Below are 25,433 nucleotides of genomic sequence, written 5' to 3'. Positions count from 1 at the left end.
ATGGCGATGATGCCACCCGAACCGCGCGGACCGCAGTCCGGGCACCTCGATGCCACCGCCCCGATCATGGGCGAGACCGGCGGTCTCCTCGACGAGTCGGACACCGCGTCGGCGCCGCTGGCGAGGCGTCGTGCCGGCCGGGTCGTGATCTTCGCCAAGCGATACGCGCGCAACCGTTCCGCGGTGCTGGGCCTGGTCATGTTCGTCCTGCTCGTCTTCTTCGCCGTGTTCGGCGGGCTGTTCACCGCCTACACCTACACCGACACCGATTTCCTGGCCATCGGCTTCCCGCCGTCGACGCAAGGAGCAGAGGGCGCCCACTGGTTCGGCACCAACGACGCCGGCAACGACCTGTATGCGCAAGTGGTGCACGGACTCCAGCGCTCGCTGACGATCGCGCTGACCGTGTCGATCGGGACGACCGCGATCGCCGCGTTCCTCGGCGGGATCGCGGCCTATTTCGGCGGTTGGGTACAGCGCATCATCCTGGGTGTCGTCTACCTGCTGCTCGTGGTGCCCACGTTCCTCATCCTCGCCCTGGTCTCGAACAGCACCGGTGGCGACTGGCGGTGGCTGATCGTCGTGCTCATCGCATTCGGCTGGATGATGCTCGCGCGCGTGATCCACTCGCTGGCGGTGACCGTCCGGGAGCGCGACTACGTCACCGCGGCAAAGTATCTGGGGGTGTCCCCGCCGGCGATCATCCTGCGGCACATCCTGCCCAACATCGCGTCGTTGCTGGTGATCAACTTCGCACTCGGCGTGGTGGCGGCCGTGCTCGCCGAGACGGGTCTGTCGTTCCTCGGATTCGGGGTCAAGATCCCCGACGTCACCCTGGGCTCGCTCCTGCAGGCGGGTGCCGGGACCCTCGCCGCGTCACCGTGGCTGTTCTGGTTCCCCGCCGCCGTGCTGGCGCTCCTGACGGTGTCGATGGCGCTCATCGCCGACGGTCTGCGCGACGCCTTCGACCCGACGTCGAGTGGAGGTACCCGCCGATGACGAGCCGGTCCGACGCGGTGCTGACGGTCCGTGACCTGAGAGTGGATTTCGGCAGCGAGGCCGGGATCGTCGACGCCGTCCGCGGTCTCGACCTCGACCTGCGACCCGGCCGGACCACGGCCATCGTCGGCGAATCGGGATCGGGGAAATCGGTGTCGGCACTGGCGGTTCTGGGACTGCTGCCGGACTCCGCGCACGTCAGCGGATCGGTCGTCCTGCGGGACCGGGAGCTGATCGGGTTGTCGGACAAGCAGATGTCGGCAGTTCGGGGTTCGGAGATCGCGATGGTCTTCCAGGACCCGTTGTCGTCGCTGACCCCGGTGTTCACCGTGGGTGCGCAGATCTCCGAGGCGCTGCGGGCGCACCAGTCGGTGACCGCCAAGGCGGCCTGGGCGCGGTCGGTCGAGCTGCTCGAGCTGGTCGGCATCGCTGATCCGGGACGCCGCGCGAAGGCTTTTCCGCACGAGTTGTCCGGCGGGATGCGTCAGCGCGTGATGATCGCGATGGCGATCGCCAACGACCCGTCGGTGATCATCGCCGACGAACCGACCACCGCCCTGGACGTGACCATCCAGGCCCAGATCCTCGACGTGCTCGCCACCGCGCGCCGGGAGACCGGTGCCGCGATGCTGTTGATCACGCACGATCTCGGCGTCGTCGCGGGCCATGCCGACGACGTCGTGGTCATGTATGCCGGCCGGTCGGTGGAGACCGCAGACGTCGACACGCTCTTCGGCGGGCCGCGCATGCCGTACACCATCGGGTTGCTGGGGGCCGTGCCGCGCGTGGACCGGCGGACCGACGCGTTGATCCCGATCCCGGGGTCGCCACCGGTCCTCATCGACGTACAGGACCGATGTCAGTTCATGCCACGGTGTCCCGTCGCGCTCGACGACTGCGGTCGGACCGAGCCGGCCCTGGAGGAGCTGAGCGGCGACCACCGGGTGGCCTGCGTCCGCGCGCGGGAGATCGATGCCGACGGCCGGATCGACGGTGAGCCGGTGTTCCCGCTGCCCGACGTGCCGGTGACATCGGTGGCCGCAATCGAGCGGGTCGAGCGGCCGACCGTCCTCGACGTGGTGGACATGACGAAGGTCTTCCCGCTGACCAGCGGTTTCCTCAAGCGGCGAGTGGGATCGGTGCGGGCGGTCAACGGCATCAGCTTCGACATCCGACGCGGCGAGTCGATGGCACTCGTCGGGGAATCGGGTAGTGGCAAGTCGACGACCCTGCTGGAGATCATGGACTTCGCGCAGCCGAAGGGTGTCGTGCGGATCGGCGGGGTGGATCCGGCGGCGGTCCGCGCGCGGGAGGCGCGCGCACTGCGGCAGCGCGCGTCGATCGTCTTCCAGGATCCGTCGGACGCGCTCGACCCGAGGTTCACCGCCTTCGACCTCATCGCCGAACCGCTTCGGGCACTGGGAATCCCGAAGGCGGAGGCGGAGGAGAAGGTGACGCGCCTGATGCGGCGGGTCGGGCTCGACCCGGTCCACGCCGACCGTTTCCCCGCCGCCTTCTCCGGCGGTCAGAGACAACGGATCGCCATCGCGCGGGCACTGGCCACCGACCCCGACCTGATCATCCTCGACGAACCGCTGTCGGCACTCGACGTCTCGGTGCAGGCGGACGTCGTCAATCTGATCCGGCGACTGCAGGCCGACGGTGATGTCGCCTATCTGGTTGTCGCACACGATCTCTCCGTGGTGCGACATCTCGCCGACCGCACCGCGGTGATGTACCTGGGGGCGATCGTGGAGGCCGGACCCACCGAGGCGGTCTTCGCCGAACCCGCCCATCCCTACACCCGAGCGCTGCTGTCGGCGGTGCCGATTCCCGACCCGCGCGTCGAACGCGAACGGCGGCGGATCGTCCTGACCGGCGAACAACCGAGCGCGACAGACGAGATCGTCGGGTGCAGCTTCACGAGTCGTTGTCCGTTGCACGCGCAGCTCGACGACGAACGTCGCGAGCGGTGCCGCACCGTCGTTCCCCGGCTACGGCCGGCGGACCACGAAGGTGTTGTTCGCGGCGACCACCGAGCGGCATGCCACTTCCTGGAGGTGGAGCAGTGAGGCGCTGGTGGCGGTTCATCACCGCGGTGCTCCTAACCATCGCCTGCGTGACCGGTTGCGGCGCAGCGGTCGACAGCGGTGCGGTGAAGACCGAGGGTGCCTCGCTCAATCCGCAACCCCGGGAGAACCTCGAGGACGGCGGCAGCCTCACGACGGCCATCACCGAGGTGTCGCCCCAGTGGAACACCTTCCACGCAGATGCCAGCGCCTACACGTTGAGTCTGTGGCGCTGGTACAACCCGGTACTGGCCTACTTCTCGCCCGACGGACGGTACTCGCCGAACCCCGACTACCTCACCGGAGTCCGTACCGAGACCGTCGGCCGGAACACGGTGGTCACCTACACGATCAACCCGAAGGCGTTCTTCAACGACGGCACGCCGATCGATTATCGCGCCTTCGTCGAGACGTGGCGCACCAGTCGGGGTGTCGACGACCGCTACATCGTCAGTTCCACCGACGGGTACAGCCAGATCGCCTCGGTCACCCGCGGTGTCGACGACCGCGAGGTCATCGTGCGCTTCGACGGTGTCTACGCCTGGCCCGACGGCTTGTTCAACGTCGTGCTCCATCCGAAGGCCACCTCGCCCGAGGTGTACAACGAAGGCTATGTGCGGCAACCGCATCCGGAATGGGGTGCAGGACCGTACACGGTCTCGTCGTATGACGCCGACAACGGGACCGTCGTCTTCGAACGCAATCCGAAGTGGTGGGGGAGGCCCGGAAAACTCGACCGGCGGATCTTCCGGCAGATGGAGTCGCAGGCGGCGCTCAATGCTTTCCAGAACGGCGAGATCGACGCGACCGGCGTGGCGGCCAAGGACGCGCGTGCGCGGGTGCTCACGATGAACGGCATCGACATCCGGACCGCTGCGTCGCCGCAGCAGGCGCTGCTCGTACTGAATCTCGATGCGCCGATATTGTCCGACCGCGTCGTCCGAGAGGCGGTGTTCGCCGCGATCGACCGGCAGACCCTGGCGCGCATCCGGTTCACCGGTTTGAACTACACCGAGGAACTCCCCGGTTCGCTGTCGCTGTACCCCTTCCAGCCGGGGTATGAGGACAACCTCGCGGGGGTGGTGTCCTACGACCCGGGCAAGGCGGCGGCGCTGCTGGAGGAAGCCGGGTGGCGTGAGGGCGGGAACGGCATCCGCGAGAAGAACGGCAAACGGCTGTCGCTGGTGTTGCCCAACGTCGGCGACGACGCAACCGGCGCCAACCTGTCACGGGCGCTCCAGGCGATCCTGGGCAAGGTCGGCGTCGATCTCGTGGTGCAACAACGTCCCTCGTCGGACTTCTCCGCCGTCGTGGTGAACAAGGAGTTCGACCTGTTCATGATGGGCTTCTCCTCGAGCGATCCGTTCGGCATGGCCTACTTCTGCCAGGTGTGGTGCAGCGACTCGCAGTTCAACCCCGCGGGGGCCGGCACTCCCCAACTCGATGCACAGATCAGGGCGATGACACGGATCGGCGACCCGATGGCCCAGATCGCGGCCGGGAACAAGGTCGAGCGCGAGGCATTCGCCCAGTACTCGAACCTCCCGCTCTTCAACGGTCCGGCGATGGTCGCGGTGAAAGAAGATCTCGCCAATTACGGTGCGGGGCAGTTCTACGTCGGTCCGATCGAGGACATCGGCTGGGAGAAGTAGGGTCGCCCATCGACCTCGACGGTGGCGGGCGACGCTTCAGCGGTTGGGGCCCACCCGCCACAGCGGGTTCACCGGGCCGTGGCCGGCGCCGAGCGGATAAGCTGCGGCGAGTCCGCGGGTGACCCACTCCTTCGCGAACGCGACGGCGTCGGGCACCGAGTACCCGTGTGCCAGAGCGCAGGTGATCGCGGCGGCGAGGGTGTCGCCGGCCCCGTGGTCGTGGGTCGTGTCGATGCGCTCGTGGTTGAGCTCGATGAACTCCGCACCGTCGTAGAGCAGGTCGGGGGAGTGGTCGCTGGAGCGCAGGTGTCCACCCTTGACCAGGGCCCAGGCGGGCCCGAGATCGAACAATGCTTTTGCCGCATCACGCTGGGAATCGGTGTCGACGACGTCGACCCCGGTGATGAGCCGGACCTCGTCGAGGTTCGGGGTCACCACCGTCGCGAGAGGGAACAGCTTGTCGCGCAGAGTGTCCAGGGCGGAATCCGCGAGTAGCTGGTTCCCGTGCATCGAAGCACATACCGGGTCGACGACGAGCGGTGTCGACGTGTCGCGACCGATACCGCTGTCTGTGCACTGGGCGACGACCGCGTCGATGATCGGCGCCGACGCCAGCATGCCGGTCTTGGCGGCGCCGATCCCGATGTCGTCGGCGACCGTGCGGATCTGGGCGGCCACGGTCTCCGGTGCGATCTCCTGAAAGCCGCTGACGCCCAGTGAATTCTGCACGGTCACCGCGGTCACCGCGACGCAACCGTGCAGGCCGAGCAGCGCGAAGGTGCGCATGTCGGCCTGGATGCCGGCGCCGCCACCGGAATCCGATCCGGCGATGGTCATCACGCGGACCGGCGTCTCACCCGGCGCCGCGACGGGCAGCAATTCGAGGTACCCGTGGCCTTGCGGTGGCTGGCCGGTCACGCGGAACCGCCTCGACTGGCCTCGAGGGGCAGGTACACGCGGTTGCCGCCCTCGGCGAACTCGGCCGACTTCGCGGCCATGCCCTCGGCGATCTTGCGGTCGATGTCCTCGGCGGTCACCAGGTTGTTCTCCTCCGCGTAGGCGCGCACGTCGGCGGAGATCCGCATCGAGCAGAACTTGGGACCACACATCGAGCAGAAGTGAGCTGTCTTCGCGGGTTCGGCCGGCAGGGTCTCGTCGTGGTACTCGCGGGCGGTGTCCGGGTCGAGGGCGAGGTTGAACTGGTCGATCCAGCGGAACTCGAAGCGCGCCTTGCTCAATGCGTCGTCACGTTCCTGTGCCCGGGGATGCCCCTTCGCGAGGTCTGCGGAGTGGGCCGCGATCTTGTACGTGATGACGCCGACCTTCACGTCGTCGCGGTCGGGCAGCCCGAGATGCTCCTTGGGCGTCACGTAACAGAGCATCGCCGTTCCCGCCTGGGCGATCATCGCCGCACCGATCGCGGAGGTGATGTGGTCGTAGGCGGGTGCGATGTCGGTGGCCAGGGGACCCAGTGTGTAGAAGGGTGCCTCTTCGCAGAGTTCTTCCTCCAGGCGCACGTTCTCGGCGATCTTGTGCATCGGGATGTGTCCGGGTCCCTCGATCATCACCTGCACGCCATGGGATTTGGCGATGGTGGTGAGTTCGCCGAGGGTGCGCAGTTCGGCGAACTGGGCTTCGTCGTTGGCGTCCGCGATCGACCCCGGCCGTAGTCCGTCGCCGAGGGAGAAGGTGATGTCGTAGCGGCGGAAGATCTCGCACAGTTCGTCGAAGTGCGTGTACAGGAACGACTCCTCGTGGTGAGCCAGACACCAGGCGGCCATGATCGAACCGCCTCGGGAGACGATTCCGGTGACCCGCCGGGCGGTCAGCGGCACGTAGCGGAGCAGGACCCCGGCGTGCACCGTCATGTAGTCGACGCCCTGCTCTGCCTGCTCGATCACGGTGTCGCGGTAGATCTCCCACGTCAAGGCGACCGGATCGCCGTTCACCTTCTCGAGTGCCTGATAGATGGGCACGGTGCCGACCGGTACGGGGGAGTTGCGCAGGATCCACTCGCGCGTGGTGTGGATGTCGGCGCCGGTCGAGAGGTCCATGATCGTGTCGGCGCCCCAACGCGTGGCCCACACCATCTTCTCGACCTCGTCGGCGATCGAGCTGCGCACCGCCGAATTCCCGATGTTCGCATTGATTTTCACCGCGAACCGCTTGCCGATGATCATCGGCTCCGATTCGGGGTGACGATGGTTGGCCGGGATCACCGCGCGACCGATGGCCACCTCGGAGCGGACGAGTTCGGCGTCGACGCCCTCACGCGCGGCGATGAACCGCATCTCGTCGGTGATGATCCCCGCTCGTGCCCACGCGAGCTGGGTGCTCGCGCCGTCGATCGGTTCCGGGCGGTGCCACGAGTCGCGGGTCTTCGGCAGTCCGCGCTCCACATCGATCTCGGTTTCGGTGTCCGTGTACGGACCCGAGGTGTCGTAGACGTCGAGGTGTTCGCCGTTGGTGAGGTGGATCCGACGCTGCGGTACGCGGAGATGATCGACGGCGAGGTAGTGCTTGGAACTGCCCTCGATCGGTCCCGTGGTCAGTCCGCCGTCTTCGAAGGTTGCAGTGGTGGGTGTGGTGGATACACGTGTGCCCATGATGGTCTCCCTACGCCGGCATTACCCGGACAGGTTCGAGCGGTCGGCGACCGCCCGTCGCCATCTCAGCCCTCGGTCATCGTGAGAGCCCCCGCGGTGTGTAGTTGTGTTGCGCTCGCCACCATACAACGTCCGCGGAGCAGCCACCCGATGCCAGGCAGATCGAGACCCTTTCTCAGCAGTTACGGATCCGTAAGGTAGGGTGTGACCCTAGTCACAGGGGGCCGAACGTCAAGAAGTGGCGTGATGCCGGTGACCCGCAGACGGTGACGACATGAGGAGGTGTAGGTGCTACGCAAGAACCGGCATCGACCGCCGCAATCGGCGAGGTCCATCCTGCAGCAGATCGCTCAGGTGGTGCACAATCCCGACCGCGAACGGTTCGAACTCTGGGTTGCGGGCGATCTCGTCGGCGTACTCGGCTATTCGATGGAGACCGTCGACGGCCAGACGACCATCACCGTTCTGCACACCGTGCTCTACGACGAGTACACCGGCCACGGGCTTGCGACGCGTCTCACCCGGACGGTCATCCATTTCGCCCGTGAACACAACGCGCGGATCCGGCCGGTGTGTTCGTTCACCAAGGACTACCTCGACCATCACCCGGGAATCGTGGAGCTCGCGCCCGTGTGAGGTTTCGACAGGCTCAACCAGCGGGAAGGGCGGCTCAACCAGCGGGAAGGGCGGCTCAACCAGCGGGAAGGGCGGCTCAACCAGCGGGACGGGCGGCTCAACCGGCTCATCCCGCCAGCAGCGTCGTACGCAGGACCTTCTTGTCGATCTTGCCGACGGCGGTGACGGGCAGGGACCGCACGATGCGGACCACGTCGGGGAGCTTGAACGACGCGAGGCCGCGGTCGGCGAGGAACGTGCGGAGCGTGGCCAGTTCGAGCGGCTGGGCCGGCGGATGGTCGTGGGAGAGCACGACCGCGGCGCAGATCTTCTCACCGAGCGCATCGTCGGGCAGTCCGACCACCGCGACCTGTCGCACCGACGGGTGTGCGAGCAGGTTCTCCTCGACGTCGTCGGCAGCGACGTTCTCGCCGGCCCGGACGACGGTGTCCTTGATGCGGCCGGTCACCGACAGGTGTCCGGAGGGCAGTCGGGTCACCTTGTCCCCCGATCGGTAGAAGCCGTCGGGGGTGAAGGACTTCTCGTTGTGGGCGTCGGCCCGGTAGTACCCGCGGATCGTGTACGGGCCGCGCACCAGCAGTTCGCCCTCTTCGCCGTCGGGAACGTCGGCGCCCTGCTCGTCGACGACGCGCACCTCGTCGAACTCGGACATCGGTGAACCCTGCACCTCGTGGACGAGATCGCGCGGTTCGTCCGGCCGGGTGTAGCAGATGAGCCCCTCGGCCATGCCGAACACCTGCTGGACCACGTCGCCGAGCGCCTCGTCGAGCGCGACGGCGTCGGGGTGGGCCAGCTTGGCGCCGCCGACCTGGAGGAGTCGCAGGGAGCTGATGTCCGCGGGTTCCCACTCGGTCGCCGCGCACCACAGCTGCGCGAGGGCGGGGACCAGCGCGGTCACCGTGACGCGGTGGCGTTCGATGAGGTCGAAGGTGTGGTCGGGGCTGGGGTTGTCGGTGAAGACGACGTGGCCGCCGACGCCGAGGACGCCGAGGATGCCCGGGCAGCACAGGGGGAAGTTGTGGGCCGCGGGCAGCGCGACCAGGTACGTGTCGTCGGCCGTCAGGTTCGCGACGTCGCTCGACAGTCGCGCATTGAGGTCGTAGTCGTCGTGGGTGCGCGCGATCAGTTTGGGCAGACCGGTGGTGCCGCCCGAGACCAGGAACAGCGCCGGGAGACCGGGATCCGGCGGGGACGGGAGGTCGACCGCCGCGGGGTCCGTATCCGGTGCGGCCCTGAACGGACCGGGATCGCCGGAGATGAAGACGTGCTCGACGTCCGGGACGCGGGATTGCAGCTCGGTGGCGAGATCCCGGAAGTCGAAGCCGCGCCGTCCGTCCTCGCCGATGTAGGCGACGGCCCCGGCGCCGGCCGCGAGGTGGGCGATCTCGGTGATCCGGTGGGCGGGCAGGGTCATCACCGGGGCGATGCCCGCGCGGAGCAGACCGAACAGGTTCACGACGAAGTCGAGGGAGTTGTTCTGCTGCAGGACGACGCGTTGTCCGGGCCGGAGTCCGGCTTCGACGAAACCTGCCGCACGACGCAGCGAGGCGGCACGCAGGTCGGAGTAGCTGAGCGTCCGCGGTCCGTCGGTCGACGCATCGGTGACGGCCGGCGCCTCGGGGATGCGATCGGCACTGGCGTCGAAGCTCGCGAACAGCGGGAGGCCGCGGAACAGTCCGGCGTCCCGGTAGCGCTCGGCCTGGACGTCGGCGTACGGGGTGAAACCGTCGAGCAGGTCGGTCACTCGGTCCAGATGCGTCTGCATGGGACCCATTCAAACACAGGCAGGATAGGGTAACCTTACCGATCGGTCGCTGATGTGAGCCACGCCATCGATCGTAGAGTTGTTTGCTTAGGCTGTCCTAATATCTCTAAGATCACTGGCGCTGCCGCCCACGACCGGAGGACAAGGACATGTCGCTGACGACCGATTCGCGAACCCCGACGCTCGACGCTGCGGGGCCCGGGCCGGCGACGCCGGTCAGCGACTCCGCCGCCGCCGAGATCTCGGCGGCCTGGGCGGGCTCGGGCGAGTTCGGCGACCACGTCGTCTATGAGCGCAACCGTCGCTGGACCTTCGCCGCGGGCGTCCGTGCGCGTGTGGTCGTCACGCGCGGCGAGGTCATCGTCGACGACCGGGGGCGCCGGACGACCACTGCGTGGCACGGCGACCCGGCTGATGCTCTCGCCGCGGCGACGGAATCCCTGTCGATCGCCGACTGGCGTCTCTACGGCTGGGTCGGTTTCGACTTCTGCGCGCCGTACCACGGCATCCTCGACCGTGTTCCCGACGACACGGTCCTCGCCCATCTGATCGTCCCCGAGTTCGAGGCCTTCGTCGACGCGGATGGCGTGGACACCGGCACCGCCGATTCCGAACGAGCACGTCGTCTCCTCGAGATCGCCCTCACGGCAAGCCCTCCCGGCGAGTCGCGCCCGGTCGATGTGCGAGTCGACTCGGAGGACTACCGCAATCGCGTCGCCACCGCCGTCGCCGAGATCGCCGCCGGGCGCTATCAGAAGGTCATCCTCTCCCGCGTCGTCGACATCCCGTTCCCGGTCGACATCCCCGCCACCTACGCGCGGGGTCGCGCGGACAACACCCCGGCGCGTTCGTATCTGCTGTCGCTCGGTGATCTCGCGGCCGCCGGATTCAGTCCCGAGCTCGTGGTCGCGGTGCACGGCGACCGGACGGTGGTGACCGAACCTCTCGCGGGTACGAGGGCTTTCGGAATCTCGACCGAGCGTGATGCCGCCGCCCGCGCCGAGCTTCTGGGTGACGCCAAAGAGGTCGCCGAGCACGCGATGTCGGTTCGTGCCTGCTTCGACGAGATCGCGTCGATCTCGGCCGCGAGCACGACTGCGGTGAGCGAGTTCATGGAGGTGCGTGAGCGGGGCAGCGTCCAGCACCTGGCCTCCACCGTGAAGGGCACTCTCGCTGACGGTGAAACACCTTGGCGCGCACTCGAAGTCGTTTTCCCATCGATCACCGCTTCGGGAGTTCCGAAGACCCCGGCCGTCGAGGCCATCGACCGGCTCGAGTCCCGGCGTCGCGGCCCGTATTCCGGTGCGATACTCGTCGCGTCGTCGTCGGGGGAGCTCGAGGCGACCCTCGCGCTGCGCACCGTCTTCGCGACCGGGGGCAAAGCGTGGCTGCGCGCCGGTGCCGGCATCGTCGCGCAGTCGACACCTGAGCGCGAGTTCGAGGAGACCTGTGAGAAATTGGGCAGCGTCGCCCCCTACGTCATCCCACGCTGACCATCCGTAACGTCCGACCCACCACCATCGTCACCTCAGGAGTGATCACATGTCCGACAACATCACCGAAGCGCTACAAGGAATCCTCGCCGAGGACCTCGACCTCGCGCTCGGCGACGTCACCCGCGAGTCGAGGCTGATCGACGACCTGGGGCTCGACTCGGTGGCATTCGCCATCGGTGTCGTGGCGATCGAGGAGCGTCTCGGCGTGAAGCTCACCGAACGTGAACTCGTCGAATCCACGACGGTCGGAGATCTCGAAGACCTGGTCCGCTCGAAGGCCGGAACACCGGCCTAGGGAGTGTGGGGGATGAGTGTGGACACCGGAGTGCAGACGTTCGAAGAGTTGCTCGACGACGCGTTCGACGAGAAGGTCACCGCGTGGACGGCGCAGGCCGAGAGGGATCATCGATTTCCCCGTCCGTTGCTCGAACATCTCGGCGAGGCCGGGGTTTTCACCCGCAAGTGGGAGGATCGCAGACTCACCGACCTGCATGACCACTTCGCACTGGGCCGTCGTCTCGGATCGCTCGGTTCGGCCGCGATCGGCGTCGGTGTCAGCCTGCACGATTCGGCGATCGCCATCCTCCGACGCTTCGGCCGCAACGACTTCCTGAAAGATCTCGCGCACCGGGCGATGACCACCGACGCAATCCTGTGCATCGGCGCCTCCGAGGAGCAGGGCGGGTCGGATCTGCAGAACTCGGAGACGCGGATCTTCGCCGAGGGCGGGGGATACCGGGTCGTCGGAGCCAAGAAGTTCGTCTCCCTCTCGCCCATCGCCGACTACATGTTCGTCGTGTGCCGCGGCACCGAGGACGGCTCCGACACCGGTGGCAACGTCGCGCTGGCCGCGGTGCCGATCGACAAGGTCCGCGTCGGCGCGCCCTACGAGAAGCTGGGTGCCGGGCCCCTCGACACCGCGCCGGTGACCATCGACACGTGGATCCCCGAGGAGGCGCTGATCGCCCGCCCTGGCACGGGTCTGGCGATCATCAGCTGGGGCCTTGCACACGAACGCTTTTCGGTCGCCGCGCAGATCGCGGCCGCCTGTGAGGTGATGCTCGGCGTGACGCTCGCCCGCATGATGGAGCGCACCCAGTTCGGCAAGAAGCTCTACGACCATCAGGCGCTCCGCCTGCGCCTCGCGGACCTGCAGGCCCGCGTGGATGTGCTGAGCTACTCGCTCGACGGCGTCGCCGCCGGGGGCAGGATCAACCTCCGGACCGCGGCGGCGCTCAAGGCGACCGCGGCGAACCTGGGCGAAGAGGTTGCCTCGGAATGCCTGCACATCTTCGGCGGTATCGGTTACCTCGAGACCGAGACCCCGATCGGACGCTGGTGGCGCGACATGAAACTCGCGCGCGTCGGTGGCGGTACCGACGAGGTGCTCTGGGAACTGGTCGCCGCGGCCATGAAACCCGACACCGAGCGTTACCAGCAGCACTTCTCCGGTTCTCTCACCCAGGCGCCCTGAGCGTCCTTCATCCAGGCGGTCATCGATGAACAGCACAGTCACTACCCCGGCCGACGCTCGCGTCACCGAGCTCGCACCCCCGGACCACACCTACCTGCACATGGACACCGACAGCCGGCCCATGCACTGGTCGATGATCCTCGAACTCGACACGGGGGGAACGCTTCTCGGCATCGACGAGATCCGTGCCCGGGTCCGTGAACGGGGGCGGCTGTTCGAGATCTTCCGGCTGGGTGTCAAGAACGGCCGGTGGCGTAAGCCCGAGGTGGTGCTCGCCGACGAGAACTGGGATGCGGGCGAACACGTCTCGGAACTCGGCTTCACCGATCGCGAGCACCTGCAGCGTCGTGTCTCCACGCTCCTGGAGACGCCGCTGCCGCGTCCGCGTCCGTTCTGGGACATCACGCTGTTCACGCCCTCTGCCGGCGGCGAGGGCGTGGGTCAGTGGGTATTGCTCCGCGTGCATCACAGCATCTCCGACGGCATCGCCGGTGCGGCCTTCGCGGCGTTGCTCGCCGACGGTGAGCGCGAGGACCTCGCCGAGTTCGAGCGGTTCGCCACGAGTCCCCGGTTCCACATCAGCGGTATCGACCCGGAGGAGCTGGGCGAGGCCAAGGCGGCGTTCAACGATCAGCACGCCGCCGGTGGTGGCAAGAAGCGCGCCTGGCCGAGCCTGACGAAGTCGGGGCGTCGTGAACATGCGCTGTTCAGCACGTCGACCCGCGCGCTTCGTAAAGCGGCCAAGGCCAACGGTTCCAGCGTGCACGAGTTCGTCCTCGGGGCCATCGGCCGGACCCTCAGCGTCGACCCGCCGGCGTCGCCGCAGGCCGAGGTCCTCCGCGTGACGCTTCCGGTGACCCTCGACGAGGAGTTCCGGCACACCGGCAACGCTGTGTCCGTGGCGCTGCTCAACCTGCCCGGCAACGAGACCGACCTGTCGCAGCAGATCGAACGGGCTCGTGGTGAGCTGGCCACGATCGCGCAGCGGCGGCCCGAGCTGTATCTCGCAGCGGCGGACGACCTCCCGCGCGCGCCGCTCTGGGGCCTGCAGCGGGCGATCGTGAACGCCTCGATGGCGCACATGCACCCGGACATCCACATCGGCATCAACCCCGGCTTCTCGAGGGTGCGTTCGGTGCTGGGCAAGTCGATCGTGAGCCTCACCCCGCTGTCGCCGCTGGCCGGCTACTCCTTCTCGGTGACGGTCCTCATCCTCGGCACCACGACGAGTTTCGGCATCGTCACCGATGCAGAGGCACTGCCCGGCTACGCGGAGAAGTTCGTGACGACATTCGACCAGGTGCTGAACGAGGCCCTACCGCCCGAGTGACCCCGAAGATAGCTTAGGCTTGCCTAGCAATCTCGGTGGAAATCGGGAACGATGCAGTACGTGGTGACGCCCATCGAGCGCGCGGCCACGCCACACGAGTGAACACGCCATACCCAAGAAAACACGGAGAACACCATGCAGAACGACGTCGGCTACCAGGGCCCGGGATACGTGGGTGACACCCACGAGCCGGAAGCCGGTTCGGAGAAGCGCTCGGGCGGGGTCAGCATTCCGACGGTGCTGGCATCGGCGGGTGTCGCGGCGGTGATCTCGGCGATCGTCGTCACCATCGGCGTGGTCGGCATCGTGGTCAGCGAACGCAACGACACCGCGTCGGCGGCGCAGCCGACCGTCGTGAACCTGGGCTCTGCACAGGCACCCCAACAGCAGGGCCTGGTGGGTCCGGCCGCCACCCAGCAGCCGGCCGCCGCGCCCGGGCAGCCCGCCCCGGCGGCAGCACCCGCACCCGCTGCGACGGAGAACGTGCCCGAGAGCGGTGGCACGGTCGGTGCGGGCCCCGACGCCGCCGCGCCCGCACCGGCTCCCGCGCCGGGCACGTCTGCCGCGCCCTCGCAGCAGCAGGCCGCCGCGGCCCCGACGGCGCTGACACCCGGCCAGCTCAACACCAAGGTCAAGATCGTCATGAACTCTCGCGGCAACCGTGCCGCTCGCGCCGCCGAACTCCAGGGCGGCGAGCGTGCCCTGCGCCAGATCGACGCGGTCGCCCAGGCGATCACCACCTACGGAAATGTCGGCCTCAGCTACCAGATGGTCGGTCCGGTGCAGATCAGCGGTAACAAGATGACCGCCCCCCTGCAGATCAGCGTCGTCGGACGGGGCAGCCAGAACCGCGCGATGACCTGGGTGTGGAGCGGTGACAAGTGGAAGCTGTCGAACAGCAGCGTCTGCCTCATCGCCAGCTTCGTCCTGCTGCCCTGCTCGCTCTGAGACCCTCACCGTTCGTCGACACCTACTGTTCTGGAGATCTGACGTGACCTCACGACTTCGTTTCGGCGCGCTCATCACGGGTGTGCTCATGTTCGCGGGCCTGCTGGCCGGCTGTTCGAGTTCCGACGACTCGGCCGGTGGGTCGGTGCAACTGAACCTGCCCGACGGTCGGTCGGTGACCATCCCGGAGACGCCGAAGCGGATCGTGACCCTGGGCGACCAGTGGACCGACGTGGCGCTCTCGTTCGGTGTCACCCCGGTCGGCTACTACGACTACTCCAAGTCGGCGACGGGAGAACTGCAGCCGTGGTACGGCCAGAAGCTCGCCGACTCGACGTTCATCGACCCGACCAAGGGCGATGACGCCACGACCATCGCCAAGCTCGACCCGGATCTGATCTTCGCACCCGGCTTCGCCTCGAACAGCCCGGAATTCGAACAGATCGCGAAGCTCGCGCCGACGGTCAACTCCATCAGCGGCCAGGAGATCGACCCCTGGCAGGACATGGTGACGGTCATGGGCACCGTCTTGCACCAACCGGACAAGGCGACCGAGATCATCGACGACACCAACGCGAAGGTCACCGCCGTCGGCAAGGGGTTCCCCGGTCTCGCCGGCAAGACCTACGCGCTGGCCTTCATGTACGGAAACGACCAGCTGTCGGTACTCGGTGACCCGAACGACGGTGCGGCGAAGCTCTTCAGCGAACTGAAGATGGAGATGGCGCCGAAGCTGGTCGCCGAGTACCAGCGCACCCGCAATCCCCGCTTCGGCCTCAGCACCGAGAACATCCCGATGCTCGACGCCGACGTCCTCGTCGTCGCCACCGCGACGCCGGAGCAGGCCGAAACCCTCCGCAAGCTCCCGGGTTACAAGAATCTGAAGGCCGTGAAGAACAACGCGGTCACCTTCATGTCGCAGTCGCAGATCACCGGTCTCAACGCGCCATCGCCGAATTCGGTGCCGTACGTGCTGGACCTGCTCAAGCCGAGCTTCGCGGCCGCGACGAGCTGATCTCCCAACGCCTGGAATGCTCCCTTCGAGGCTCGTCGCTTGCGCTCCTCGCACCTCAGGGAGCGAGGGGGTGGCTCGTCGAATCGGTTGAGCGAGTGCGGAATGACGTCGCATGCGACACGGCTCCGGCTGTGCGACCTCGGCTGATGTCGTCCAGTCGGATCGATGTCGCGCGCCGTCAATCTGGGTGAGCGTAGCGAGGGATCGTACTCCCTCGAACCGCCGTCCCCGCAACGAAAGAACGGCCCGACCCGCATCGCGGGTCGGGCCGTGGCCACTCGATGAAGTCCTACCCGACGATGTCGTCGGAGTCGTCGATGCCGAAGCTGGTGAAAGCGGTGTCCTTCGGCAGCCGGTACACCTCGCGGCCCATGACGGCGTTGAGGATTCGGGCGTTGCGGACCGCGCCGATGTCGAGGTTGGGCGCCGAGACGCCGATGGCGTGCTCCTCGGCGTTGGCCACGAAAACCCGGTTGATCAGGGCGGGTTCGGTCTCGACCTCGTGATTCGCGCCGATGACGAGACGGCCCCGGGAATCCCGGTGGAGCTGCGACTCGATGGGGGCCAGAAAGTCCGCCTCACGGGCCCGATAGCCCGTGCAAGCGATGACCATGTCGGTGGTGTGGGCGAGCCGGGTTCCGGTGTCCAGGTGGCGTCCCCGGACCTTCAGTGTGCCGTCGGCGAGGGTGTCGATGCCCTCGACCTCGGTCGAGATGCGCAGCTGGACGGGGTTGAGCTTCTCGCGCAGCTGGCGCTGGTACAGCAGTTCGTGCACCCGCTCGAGCGTGTCGGTGGATACGCCCTTGTGGAACTGCCAGTGTTGCGGGCGGATTCGGTCGCGAGCCGCTTCCGGAAGGCTGTGGAAGTAGTCCATGTACGCCGGGGTGGTCATCTCCAGGGAGAGCTTGGTGAAGTCCAGCGGCGCGAACCAGGGGGTACGGGTCCACCAGCGCACGGAGGGGCCGCCACGGAGATTCGCCTCCAGCAGGTCGATGACGATCTCTGCGCCTGACTGTCCCGAACCGATGACGGTCACCGAGTCGGCGGCATGCGCCCGGTCCTGGTGGTACAGGTAATCCGAACTGTGGACGACAGCCCGGGACTCCGACGACAATGATTCCGGCACAAAGGGTTCGGTGCCGACACCGACGACGATGTGACGGGCGGTCACGGTGGACGCCGTGCCGCCGGAGACGATCGAGACGCGGAAGGCGTCGGCCTCGTCATCCCAGGTGGCCTCGGTGACGGTGGTGCCCCAACGCAGGGAGTCGAGCCGCTTGATGCACCAGAGCAGGTAGGCCTCGTACTCGATGCGGGTGGGGTAGAAGTTCTCCCGCACGAGGAACCGGTACATCCGGTCGGTGTCGGCCATGTAGTTCAGGAACGACAGTGGGTGCGTCGGATCGACCAGGGTCACCAGGTCCGACAGGAAACCCACCTGCAGTCGGGCCTCGTCGAACATCAGTCCCGGATGCCACCGGAACTCGTCGCGGGTGTCCACGACGAGCACGTCGAGGCCCTCGACGGTCGACGCCAGCGCGGCGAGCCCCAGATTGAACGGGCCGCAGCCGACCGCCAGTACATCTACATTCTCAACTCGGGTCATTCCGACACCCTCACCATTTCTTCACTGTGGGCCTGGTCGCTGGACACCGAGGTGTTCTCGGATTCCACTTCGATTGCGAGACGCAGAAGTTCGTCGAACAGGTCGTCGATGTCGCTCTCCGAGGTCTCCGGGTTCAGAAGCGTCAGTTTCAGGCAGGTCCGGGGTTCGTCCTCGCCGGGCACCCGTACCTGGGTGCGCCCGATGAGCGCCTTGCCATCGGCGATGAGGCGACGCCGCAATTCGCCGTTGACCGCGTCGAGGTCGGCGCAGCGATAGCGGAAGACGATGGTGGTCAGCGTGACCGGTGCGATCAGTTCGAGCTGCAACTCCGTGGCCACCCGTTGTTCGGCGTACACCGCGAGGTCGTTGCACCGCTCGAGCATCCCGCCGAGTTCGCGGCGTCCGTAGGCCATCAGCGTGGCCGCGACCTTGAGCACGTCGGGCCGGCGGGTGGTCTGCAGGGTCTGACCGAGCAGGCCGCTGTAACCGGCCTCGACGTCGTCGTCGGGGTTGAGATAGGCGACCGAACGGTTCAGCGACACGAACCGGTTGGCATCAGAGAGCAGCATGAGGCTGGCGGCGGCCGGCTGCCAGCCGACCTTGTGCAGGTCGAGGGTGACCGAGTCCGCCCGGTCGACGCCGGTGAGCAGTCCGGACAGACGATCGGAGAACAGCGTGCCGAATCCGTAGGCGGCGTCGACGTGCAGCCAGATCTCGTGACGCTCGGCGATGTCGGCGATCTCGGGCAGCGGGTCCACGGTGCCGAAGTCGGTGGTGCCGGCCGTCGCCACGATCGCGAGCGGGGTGACATCGCCGGCCTGCCGAATCGCGCTCTCGAGTGCTTCCGGGACCATCCGGTGATGGGAGTCGACCTCGACCGGGATGACTGCGGACTCGCCGAGACCCAGTGCGGCGCAGGCGCGGTGCACGGAGAAGTGGGCGACGCGAGAGCAGAACACGACGGGTCGACGCAGTGCACCCACGCCGTCGTGCCGGACGTCGATGCCACGGCGTGCGGCGGTGTGATCGCGGGCGATCATGAGGGCCAGCAGGTTCGAGATCGATCCGCCCGGGCTGAAGACTCCACCGGCCTGCTCGCCGAATCCCGCCATGCGGGCGAGTGAGCGAACGGTCCAGGTCTCCAGGGCGAGCGTTGCGGGTCCCGAGTCATAGGTGTCCAGCGAGGCGTTGGTGGCGCTCGCGAGTGCATCCGCGGCGACCGCGACGGACAGAGGTGCCGGCTGCAGATGAGCTGCGGTCAGCGGATGGGTGAGGTCGAGACCGTACTCGGCCACCAGGCGCGCGAGTCGTGACAGGGCCTCGGACTCGCCGATCCCGGAATCGGGGATTCCGGGGCCACCCAGGGATGCGGTGACCGCGGCGAGCACCGACACCGGATCCCCGGCGGGCAGTGGCGCGCCGTGGTGGTGAGCCGTGACCGACTCGGCCGCCTCGGCCAGACCGCGGCCGACGTCCGCCCAACCCGTTCCCGGCCGGGCGAAACGGGAAGCCCCCCAAGCGGACACGCGGTCTTCGGTCACTGAGTTCCCCCTGGACTTTCGATGGTGGTGTGGTCATGCGCTCGGTCGTGCGCGTGTCGGTCCGTCACGCCGGGACCCGTCTCTCGAGATCCGCGAGTAGTTCGGCGACCGTCGAGCCCAGAGCGGACGGGATGAGGTCGACGAGTGCGGTCAACACGCCGGTGGCGCGCGTGGCGACGTGGTCGGGAACGATTCCGGGCTGGTGATCGACCTCGACGTGGGTGGCGTGGTCGTCGGTCTCGAAGGCGATCGACAACGGATAGTTGGCGATTCCGTTGAACACCGAACGGCAGGTGACCGGAGGGTCGTCGGGCCGGGCGATGCCGCGCAGCGGCGCGGGACGCACCGAGGCCATGATCTCCATGACCGGGAACCGGCCGCCCCGTTGACGAAGTGCGGTGAGGATCGGGCCGAAGTCGGTGCCGGAGTGTTCCATCGCCCGGTAGATCACCGAGGCGGCATCGCGTAGGGCCTGCTCGACGGTCGCGGTCGGGTCGACGCGGAAACGCATCGGGATGATGTTGCCGCAGTAGCCGATACGCTGCGGTGACTGCGTGCGGCGCCGGTTGTCGGCCGGGACCACGAGCACATGGTCGGGTGAACCGGTCAGCGCGAACGCGGCCAGCGAGCACACTCCGATGAGCATCGCGTTGGGTGTAGCGCCGACGATCTGTGCGACCCGGTCGAACGCGGCGAGCGATTCGTCGGCGACCGCGGCGGCCACCTTGATGCCCTCCCGATCGTCCATCGGGGAGAGCCAGCTCTCCGCGGCGCTCTCGGCGGGCAGTTCGCCGGAGAGCGGGTGGCGCACATCATCGGCCGCCCAGGTGTCGAGAGCGTGGCGTACCGCGGCGTCGGTGGTCTCGGCCGCAGTGGCGGCATCCGGGGTCGCGGGCCGGGACTCTGCGTGCACGTCCCCGATCCACTCGCCGGACACGAGCGTGCCGAGCAGCAAAGGCCACGAGGTGTCGTCGACCGCGAGGTGGTGAACCACCAGGATCATGGTCACCCGCCCGTCACCTCCCGAGACATGCAGGCGTAACGGCACCTCGGCGAACAGGTCGAATGGAGTGCGGGTCAACCGTGTTGCCATGGTGTCGCTCTCCGTCGAGCCGACCGAGGCGTCGTCGAGACCCCAGGTCCAGAACGAACGGGTTGCGTCCCAACGTCCTTCTCGACGGACCCTCACACGGTGGGGTACGCCGGCCTCGACCTCGACGATCGAACTGAGAACCTCGAAGCGTTCGACGAGTAGTTCCGCTGCGGCGACCACGGATTCGACGGTTCGATCGCCGTCGAAGTCGATGACCAGACCGATGTTGTGTGACACCGATTCCGGATCGAGCTCGTAGATCTTCCACATTCGACGTTCGGCGATGCCGAACTGTCCGAAGGAATCCGGGGTCTCTGCGCTCGGGTCAGGGCGGGCCTCGCCCGCAGCGGAGTCGCCGGACTCCGCGATCCGCCGGCGGAGCAGTGTGAGTCGCGCTTCGGTCAATGTGGGCACGGTTCTCCCTCGGTCGGAGTGGCGGTCGAAGTGACGGTGGACATGACGGTGGGGTCCTGCGCGCGCAGGACATCCCAGTCGCGGGCCACCGGGATCAATCGGCCGTCCGCCCACAGTGGGGCCTGGTCCTGGAAGTGCTCGGAATCCGGGTCGCCGCTGACGCCGAGCGGCACCACCCAGCGGCTCGCCCGCGGGTCGGCGAGGTCCCAGACATAGCGGGCCGCGGAGCCGGTGATGCACACGTGGGTGCCGACCGCGGACGCATTGGCGAAGACACACTCCGAATCCCCGGCGAGGGGCAGTGGAGTGGGTCGCAGCGCCGCGAACAGCTCCGGATGTCTCGGTGACGCGCCGACGAGATCGAAACCGTGGATCGGGGCGAGCACGTGCACGCTGCCCCAGCTCGGGACGTGCCCGATCGCCTCGACGCGGGTGACGACGGCGTCGAGCGCGTCGAGCGCGACCTCGCCGATGTCTATCCCGATCACGGCGGAGTTGGTGATCACCGTGGTGATGGCGGTGGCGAGGCGCGGCTCCGGGACGAACCACGGCTGGAACACCGCGGGGAAGCCGTGCGGACCCCGCAGCGGGGCGAGGACGTCGGTGCGCGCGACTCCGAGCACCAGCTGACTGCGGAATTCGGCGAACAGGAAGGCGTCGCTGCTGTCGGCGCCCATGGTGCGGTCCCAGGCGAGGATGCGTTGTCGGATGTCCTCGGCGGCAGGGGTGTTGCCCACCACCCGGGTGAGGAGTCGCTGGACCACCTCCGCCTGGTCGAGGCGGATGTCGCGGTGGATGTTCCCGCAGTCGTCCGCGCTGACCGCGTCGAGTTCGTCGAGACGAGCGGTGATGCGGTCGGCGCGGAACGCCTCCACGCACTCGGTGGTGATCGGTTGCAGCGCAGGGACCGTGGACATCCGTTGATTCGCGGTCACGCTGACACCGCCGTCGGCCACGGTCGCGTCGAAATCGGGGTCGCCCAGTGAACCCGGTTCGTAGCCCTGCCACTGGTAGCGCTCGTCCCAGCCGGGAACCGGTAGCCAGTAGTTCTCCGGAGCCCGGACGGGTACCCGTCCGGCCACGTGGGTGACGGTCGTTCCGTCGGCGTGCGCGACGACGGCACGGTTCACCGGCTCGACCCAGGACGACAGCGCGGCTTCGACGTCGGCGATCGATCGGGCGAACAGCAGGTCGAGCGGGGCGTCGAAGGTGACGTCCGTCGAGAGCAGCGGCGAACGCAGGCTGATCGCGAACGGCTCATCCGGACCACCGAATACGACGGCGCCATTGTGTGTGGTGATCACCTCGACCGCAACGGGTTCGGAGTCGCGGACGCCGATCTGCTCGGTGTGGACGGTGGCCGGCGCCCGGTTTCCGCCGGGCACCTCGACGAGCAATGTGCCCGTCTCGTCGCGGGTGAGTCGCTCGACGTACAGGTCCTGGTAGTCGGCCATCGCGTTGGTGATGCCCCAGGCGATCTCCTCGCCCTGAGCGAAGTGCGGGATCCCGGCGACGCCCGCGAAGGCGAAACCGGCCACGTCGAAGGACTGTGCCGGGTCGGTCGAGGCGAGGTGGAACTGCTGGTAGATGCCGGGCAGTTCGAGGAATCGGTGCGGGTCGCCGGCGACGATCGGCGACCCGGTGGTACTGCGGGCCGCGGAGACACCCCACGCGTTGCTGCCCGACATCGGATCCCCCAGGTCGACGGTTTCCCCGACGGGGGATTCGGCGACCGGCGTGGGCCGGGTGAGATCGAGGATCTCGCGAAGGAATGCCTCGTCGGGAATCCTCGGCACGGTCGGGTCGTTCTCGCTGCCCTCGAAGGCCCAGAACCGCAATGCATCCGGTCCGGTGGTGCGGCAGGCGTGGAGCCGGAACAGTTTCGTGGTGAACCGGCCGAACAGCACGTGATGCATGATGAAGACCGAGATCGGGGTCCACGGCCGCCAGGGCTCCGGATGATGGTCGAGCGCTGCGAGTTCCGGTGCCGGAGGAACGCCATCGGCATCCGACAGGGTACTGTTCACGCCGTCGGCATAGGCGCGCAGCAGGTTTCGGGTGCGCTCCGAGGAAGCGTGGTACATCCGTTCGGCGGCCGCATCGAGGCGTGCTCGCCGGGCGAAGGTGTCCCACTCCACGCAGGACCCGCCGAAGACCTCGGCGGTGCGGCCCTCGGCGCGCAGCCGCATGAACTCGATCTGCCACCGGCGGTCCTGACCGCAGGCACGGCCCTGTCCGTAAAGTGCCCCGGCCGGAGTGGCGGCCAGCACGTGCGGGATGCCGTGGGCGTCGCGCAGGATCTCCGCGACGGGAGATTCGGCCGACGGGGTCGTGGTGGTCATCGGGGCCCCCGATCGGCGACGGGGTTGGCAAGCAGATGGCCGGCGTCGATGAGAGATGCGTAGGAGTCCTCGATGTCGACCATCCGTTTGTTGTTGCGCAGCTGCAGGCCGTTCATGTGGACCGCACCGAAATGTGGCGCGAACAGATCCCATTTCGCGAACTTGTCGTCGAGATCGGGATGGGCGGCGACGAATTCGCGCAGGCTCTCGGCCACCAGGTCCCAGAACTGCCCATCGGTGACGAGCCGGTGGGTGTGGAGGATGCCCGCCAGTGGGCGCAGGAAGTCGTCGAAGATGTCCGAGAGCACGCCGAGGTTGCGGATCTCGTCGGGTTCGGCGGTGAGCACGCGAGCGCAGTTCTCCGGGAACCCCTCCGGATCGCCGAAGACCGAGACCTCCTCGCCGATGTCCTTGAGGATCGCGCGGACCGGGATCCCGTTGTCGAGGACGAGGATCAGGTTCTCGCCATGGGGGGAGAACTTCAGCTCGTACCGGTACAGCAGGTAGGCGATCGGATGGAGGTACGTCCGGAGGTAGCGTCGAATCCACTCGGCGGCGGGAATCCCCGACCGTGCGATGAACGCACCGACAAGGGAGTCGCCGTGGTGGTCGACGTGCAGGAGCGCCGCCATGGTGGCGAGCTGTTCGTCGCTGCGCACGAGCGAGACCGGACTCTCGCGCCACAGCGCCGAGAGGATCTTGCGGTACTCCGATCCCGGCTGGGTGATCGGGGTGAAGGTGGGGCTGCGGTAGCCGATGGCCGCGACCTCGAAGATCATCTCGAATCCGATGGCGGCCAGGTACGGGTCGTCGGCCACGAGTCCGCGGACCCAGTTGTTGATCAGCGGGGTGGTGCGCATGTAATCCGCCGACATGCCCCGGGTGAAGCCCATGTTCACGATCGACAGGGCGCCCTTGACGTAGTGGCGGGTGGGCCTGGTCGAGTTGAAGACCGTACGGATCGACTGCTGCGCCTGGTACAGGTCGGGGCTCTCACCCACGAACACGATGCGCCGGTCGGCGAGATCGGCGGAGTAGAGCTTGCGGACCTTCTCGGTCCACTGCCACGGGTGCACCGGGAGATAGCGGTAATCGTCGGGTTCACAACCGCATTCGCGTAGGACAGCGTCGAAGTCGGCCAGTGTGTCGACGCCGAGTTCTTCGACCAGCATGGCGTCGTAGTCGACGCCGCCGACCGTCGCCACGTCACAGTCCTCACGGCGGGCAGCGACCCAGACGAGCCGGAAGTGATTGCCGACCTCGGGTGCGTAGCGCTCGATGTCCTCGGCGCTGAAGCCGAGGCGCCCGGCGTTCGCCACGATGCAGGGATGGCCCTCGGTCATCGTCTTCTCGATGGTCTGGAAGTCGGCGTACGCGAGATCGGTTGCCGTGACGCGCCGTTCGTCGGATCGGTCGGCGCTGATGGCGAGGGTGTTGATGAATTCCTCGAGGTAGTCCGGCAGCGCCTGGGGGCCGATGCCGAGCAGCGGTGCGAGGTCGACGACCAGGGCGATGGCGTCGACGGGTAGTTCCTCGCCACGTCGCACACGACGCAACGAGGACTCCTCGATCGCCCAGTTCTCCAGCGCGAGGACCTCGGCGCGGAAACGGTATTCGGTGTCGCCGTCGGCGGAGACGACGACGTAGTGGCCCGGTCCGGTCTCGACGGGACTCAGAGCGCGTTCGTGAGAGAACTCCGCCAGGATCTTCCTGGCGATCCTGCGGTGATACGTCTCCCGATGGGACACGGTGCCCGGCAGTGCGGTTCGCGTATGGCGGATCTGTTCGACGGTCAACGGATCACGCTCCCAGGTCCGTCACCTCGACGGCGCCGACGCTGGTGCCGCCGGCGGTGACGCGGAGGAAGTCGTCGCGCGTGCAGTAGCTCAGATGAGCGATCTTGTCGCCGACCGGATAGTCGCCGTCGGCCTGGAATCCGACGCTGGCGTTGAGGCGGTGGACCGCGGTGTTGCGCACGTCCGGTTCGACGACCACACGCGCGGCGCCGACCTCGAGGATCACCGTCCGCATGATGTGCAGCATCACCGCGCCGGTGAAGCCGGGCAGGGCCTGCTCGGCGTGGGCGACGAGCAGATGCATCCCGATGTCGCCCTCGGCATGAACGTAACCGCTTGCGGGGTCGGCGAGTTCGCTGGTCTGCGGATCGTACAGTTCGAACAGGAACTGCGGTCGGCCGTCGTGGTAGCCCAGGCGCATGCCGTAGGGCGTGCCGGCGGTCGCTGCCGCGGTCTCCCGGATCATCTTCTCCACGTCCGCGACCGAGCTCTCCAGCATGTCCCAGTACTTGGCCTTGGGATGGGTGAGCCATCCGTGGACCGTGACGGCGTGCGACAGGTCGTCGAGATCGACCGAGTGCAGGTCGTACGCGGGTGCCGATGAAGTGGTCATGATGCCTTTGCTGTCGTGAAGTCTGCGGTCGTGGTGGG

Annotated in this window: 19 protein-coding genes and 1 riboswitch; of the genes, 10 read left to right on the top strand and 9 right to left on the bottom strand. The window is 67.6% G+C overall.

Features of this window, described 5'->3' with window-relative positions; genetic code table 11:
• From NWF34_RS15560 to NWF34_RS15550, 3 genes are read left to right on the top strand one after another with little or no spacing between them, the layout of a single operon-like run.
• A complete protein-coding gene (locus NWF34_RS15560) occupies positions 1–999 on the top strand; it encodes an ABC transporter permease (RefSeq protein WP_258325442.1) in 999 nt (332 codons plus the stop codon).
• Positions 996–3,071 carry an ABC transporter ATP-binding protein gene (locus tag NWF34_RS15555; protein WP_258325441.1) on the top strand — a complete coding sequence of 692 codons (2,076 nt, stop codon included), beginning with the start codon at positions 996–998 and terminating at the stop codon, positions 3,069–3,071. Before NWF34_RS15560 ends, NWF34_RS15555 begins: the two co-directional genes overlap by 4 nt.
• Entirely contained in the window at positions 3,044–4,720 is a 1,677-nt protein-coding gene (locus tag NWF34_RS15550; RefSeq protein ID WP_375295677.1) for an ABC transporter family substrate-binding protein, read from the top strand. Before NWF34_RS15555 ends, NWF34_RS15550 begins: the two co-directional genes overlap by 28 nt.
• Before the next feature lie 36 nt (positions 4,721–4,756).
• Here the strand turns inward: NWF34_RS15550 and thiD are convergent, their stop codons facing one another.
• Together thiD and thiC are read right to left on the bottom strand one after the other, a co-directional pair.
• Positions 4,757–5,557, bottom strand: coding sequence for a bifunctional hydroxymethylpyrimidine kinase/phosphomethylpyrimidine kinase (gene thiD / locus NWF34_RS15545; RefSeq protein WP_258325457.1), 801 nt, complete (start codon positions 5,555–5,557; stop codon positions 4,757–4,759).
• A 77-nt stretch (positions 5,558–5,634) separates the two neighbouring features.
• Complete coding sequence (gene thiC / locus NWF34_RS15540) at positions 5,635–7,326, bottom strand: phosphomethylpyrimidine synthase ThiC (RefSeq protein WP_024500277.1); 1,692 nt, start codon at positions 7,324–7,326, stop codon at positions 5,635–5,637.
• Positions 7,317–7,431: riboswitch (TPP riboswitch) on the bottom strand. Its footprint overlaps the gene before it by 10 nt.
• Positions 7,432–7,614: 183 nt before the next feature.
• Here thiC and NWF34_RS15535 point away from each other — a divergent pair.
• Positions 7,615–7,962, top strand: coding sequence for a GNAT family N-acetyltransferase (locus tag NWF34_RS15535; protein WP_006435014.1), 348 nt, complete (start codon positions 7,615–7,617; stop codon positions 7,960–7,962).
• Between the two features lie 106 nt (positions 7,963–8,068).
• Here the strand turns inward: NWF34_RS15535 and NWF34_RS15530 are convergent, their stop codons facing one another.
• Positions 8,069–9,727: a (2,3-dihydroxybenzoyl)adenylate synthase gene (locus tag NWF34_RS15530; protein WP_258325439.1), complete on the bottom strand. Its 1,659-nt coding sequence runs from the start codon at positions 9,725–9,727 to the stop codon at positions 8,069–8,071.
• Between the two features lie 149 nt (positions 9,728–9,876).
• Here NWF34_RS15530 and NWF34_RS15525 point away from each other — a divergent pair, with 149 nt between their 5' ends.
• The 6 genes from NWF34_RS15525 (at position 9,877) to NWF34_RS15500 (ending at position 15,990) form a co-directional block, all read left to right on the top strand.
• On the top strand, positions 9,877–11,220 hold the full coding sequence (locus NWF34_RS15525; RefSeq protein WP_258325438.1) for a salicylate synthase: 1,344 nt from the start codon (positions 9,877–9,879) through the stop codon (positions 11,218–11,220).
• A 49-nt stretch (positions 11,221–11,269) separates the two neighbouring features.
• Positions 11,270–11,518: an acyl carrier protein gene (locus tag NWF34_RS15520; protein ID WP_024500275.1), complete on the top strand. Its 249-nt coding sequence runs from the start codon at positions 11,270–11,272 to the stop codon at positions 11,516–11,518.
• Between the two features lie 12 nt (positions 11,519–11,530).
• A complete protein-coding gene (locus NWF34_RS15515; RefSeq protein WP_258325437.1) occupies positions 11,531–12,697 on the top strand; it encodes an acyl-CoA dehydrogenase family protein in 1,167 nt (388 codons plus the stop codon).
• Positions 12,698–12,722: 25 nt separating this feature from the next.
• Complete coding sequence (locus NWF34_RS15510; RefSeq protein ID WP_258325436.1) at positions 12,723–14,027, top strand: wax ester/triacylglycerol synthase family O-acyltransferase; 1,305 nt, start codon at positions 12,723–12,725, stop codon at positions 14,025–14,027.
• A 135-nt stretch (positions 14,028–14,162) separates the two neighbouring features.
• Complete coding sequence (locus NWF34_RS15505) at positions 14,163–14,975, top strand: hypothetical protein (protein ID WP_258325435.1); 813 nt, start codon at positions 14,163–14,165, stop codon at positions 14,973–14,975.
• A gap of 43 nt (positions 14,976–15,018) precedes the next feature.
• Positions 15,019–15,990, top strand: coding sequence for an ABC transporter substrate-binding protein (locus NWF34_RS15500; protein ID WP_258325434.1), 972 nt, complete (start codon positions 15,019–15,021; stop codon positions 15,988–15,990).
• Between the two features lie 289 nt (positions 15,991–16,279).
• Here NWF34_RS15500 and NWF34_RS15495 read toward each other — a convergent pair whose 3' ends face one another.
• From NWF34_RS15495 to NWF34_RS15470, 6 genes are all read right to left on the bottom strand, one after another.
• A complete protein-coding gene (locus tag NWF34_RS15495; RefSeq protein ID WP_258325433.1) occupies positions 16,280–17,596 on the bottom strand; it encodes a lysine N(6)-hydroxylase/L-ornithine N(5)-oxygenase family protein in 1,317 nt (438 codons plus the stop codon).
• The gene (locus NWF34_RS15490; RefSeq protein ID WP_258325432.1) at positions 17,593–19,137 is read right to left on the bottom strand and encodes a pyridoxal-dependent decarboxylase; all 1,545 of its coding nucleotides are present in this window, start codon (positions 19,135–19,137) and stop codon (positions 17,593–17,595) included. The genes NWF34_RS15495 and NWF34_RS15490 overlap by 4 nt, the downstream gene beginning before the upstream one ends.
• A 64-nt stretch (positions 19,138–19,201) precedes the next feature.
• Positions 19,202–20,644 (bottom strand): condensation domain-containing protein, encoded by a 1,443-nt coding sequence (locus NWF34_RS15485; RefSeq protein WP_024500268.1) that lies wholly within the window; start codon positions 20,642–20,644, stop codon positions 19,202–19,204.
• On the bottom strand, positions 20,632–22,986 hold the full coding sequence (locus tag NWF34_RS15480; RefSeq protein ID WP_258325431.1) for a penicillin acylase family protein: 2,355 nt from the start codon (positions 22,984–22,986) through the stop codon (positions 20,632–20,634). The genes NWF34_RS15485 and NWF34_RS15480 overlap by 13 nt, the downstream gene beginning before the upstream one ends.
• A complete protein-coding gene (locus tag NWF34_RS15475; protein WP_258325430.1) occupies positions 22,983–24,782 on the bottom strand; it encodes an IucA/IucC family siderophore biosynthesis protein in 1,800 nt (599 codons plus the stop codon). Before NWF34_RS15475 ends, NWF34_RS15480 begins: the two co-directional genes overlap by 4 nt.
• A 4-nt stretch (positions 24,783–24,786) precedes the next feature.
• Positions 24,787–25,395, bottom strand: coding sequence for a GNAT family N-acetyltransferase (locus NWF34_RS15470; RefSeq protein WP_258325429.1), 609 nt, complete (start codon positions 25,393–25,395; stop codon positions 24,787–24,789).
• Between the last annotated feature and the right edge of the window lie 38 nt (positions 25,396–25,433).

The sequence above is a fragment of the Gordonia sp. GONU genome (genome assembly GCF_024733855.1).
GTDB classification, from domain to species: domain Bacteria; phylum Actinomycetota; class Actinomycetes; order Mycobacteriales; family Mycobacteriaceae; genus Gordonia; species Gordonia amicalis.
The sequence above is the reverse complement of the archived record's forward strand: the minus strand, read 5'-3'. Positions and strand labels throughout refer to the sequence as shown.

Coding starts and splice junctions, on each gene's coding strand:
- NWF34_RS15560 (WP_258325442.1), top strand. CDS start 1: ATGGCGATGATGCCACCCGAACCGCGCGGACCGCAGTCCGGGCACCTC.
- NWF34_RS15555 (WP_258325441.1), top strand. CDS start 996: ATGACGAGCCGGTCCGACGCGGTGCTGACGGTCCGTGACCTGAGAGTG.
- NWF34_RS15550 (WP_375295677.1), top strand. CDS start 3,044: ATGCCACTTCCTGGAGGTGGAGCAGTGAGGCGCTGGTGGCGGTTCATC.
- thiD (WP_258325457.1), bottom strand. CDS start 5,557: ATGACCATCGCCGGATCGGATTCCGGTGGCGGCGCCGGCATCCAGGCC.
- thiC (WP_024500277.1), bottom strand. CDS start 7,326: ATGGGCACACGTGTATCCACCACACCCACCACTGCAACCTTCGAAGAC.
- NWF34_RS15530 (WP_258325439.1), bottom strand. CDS start 9,727: ATGCAGACGCATCTGGACCGAGTGACCGACCTGCTCGACGGTTTCACC.
- NWF34_RS15525 (WP_258325438.1), top strand. CDS start 9,877: ATGTCGCTGACGACCGATTCGCGAACCCCGACGCTCGACGCTGCGGGG.
- NWF34_RS15520 (WP_024500275.1), top strand. CDS start 11,270: ATGTCCGACAACATCACCGAAGCGCTACAAGGAATCCTCGCCGAGGAC.
- NWF34_RS15515 (WP_258325437.1), top strand. CDS start 11,531: ATGAGTGTGGACACCGGAGTGCAGACGTTCGAAGAGTTGCTCGACGAC.
- NWF34_RS15510 (WP_258325436.1), top strand. CDS start 12,723: ATGAACAGCACAGTCACTACCCCGGCCGACGCTCGCGTCACCGAGCTC.
- NWF34_RS15505 (WP_258325435.1), top strand. CDS start 14,163: ATGCAGAACGACGTCGGCTACCAGGGCCCGGGATACGTGGGTGACACC.
- NWF34_RS15495 (WP_258325433.1), bottom strand. CDS start 17,596: ATGACCCGAGTTGAGAATGTAGATGTACTGGCGGTCGGCTGCGGCCCG.
- NWF34_RS15480 (WP_258325431.1), bottom strand. CDS start 22,986: ATGACCACCACGACCCCGTCGGCCGAATCTCCCGTCGCGGAGATCCTG.
- NWF34_RS15470 (WP_258325429.1), bottom strand. CDS start 25,395: ATGACCACTTCATCGGCACCCGCGTACGACCTGCACTCGGTCGATCTC.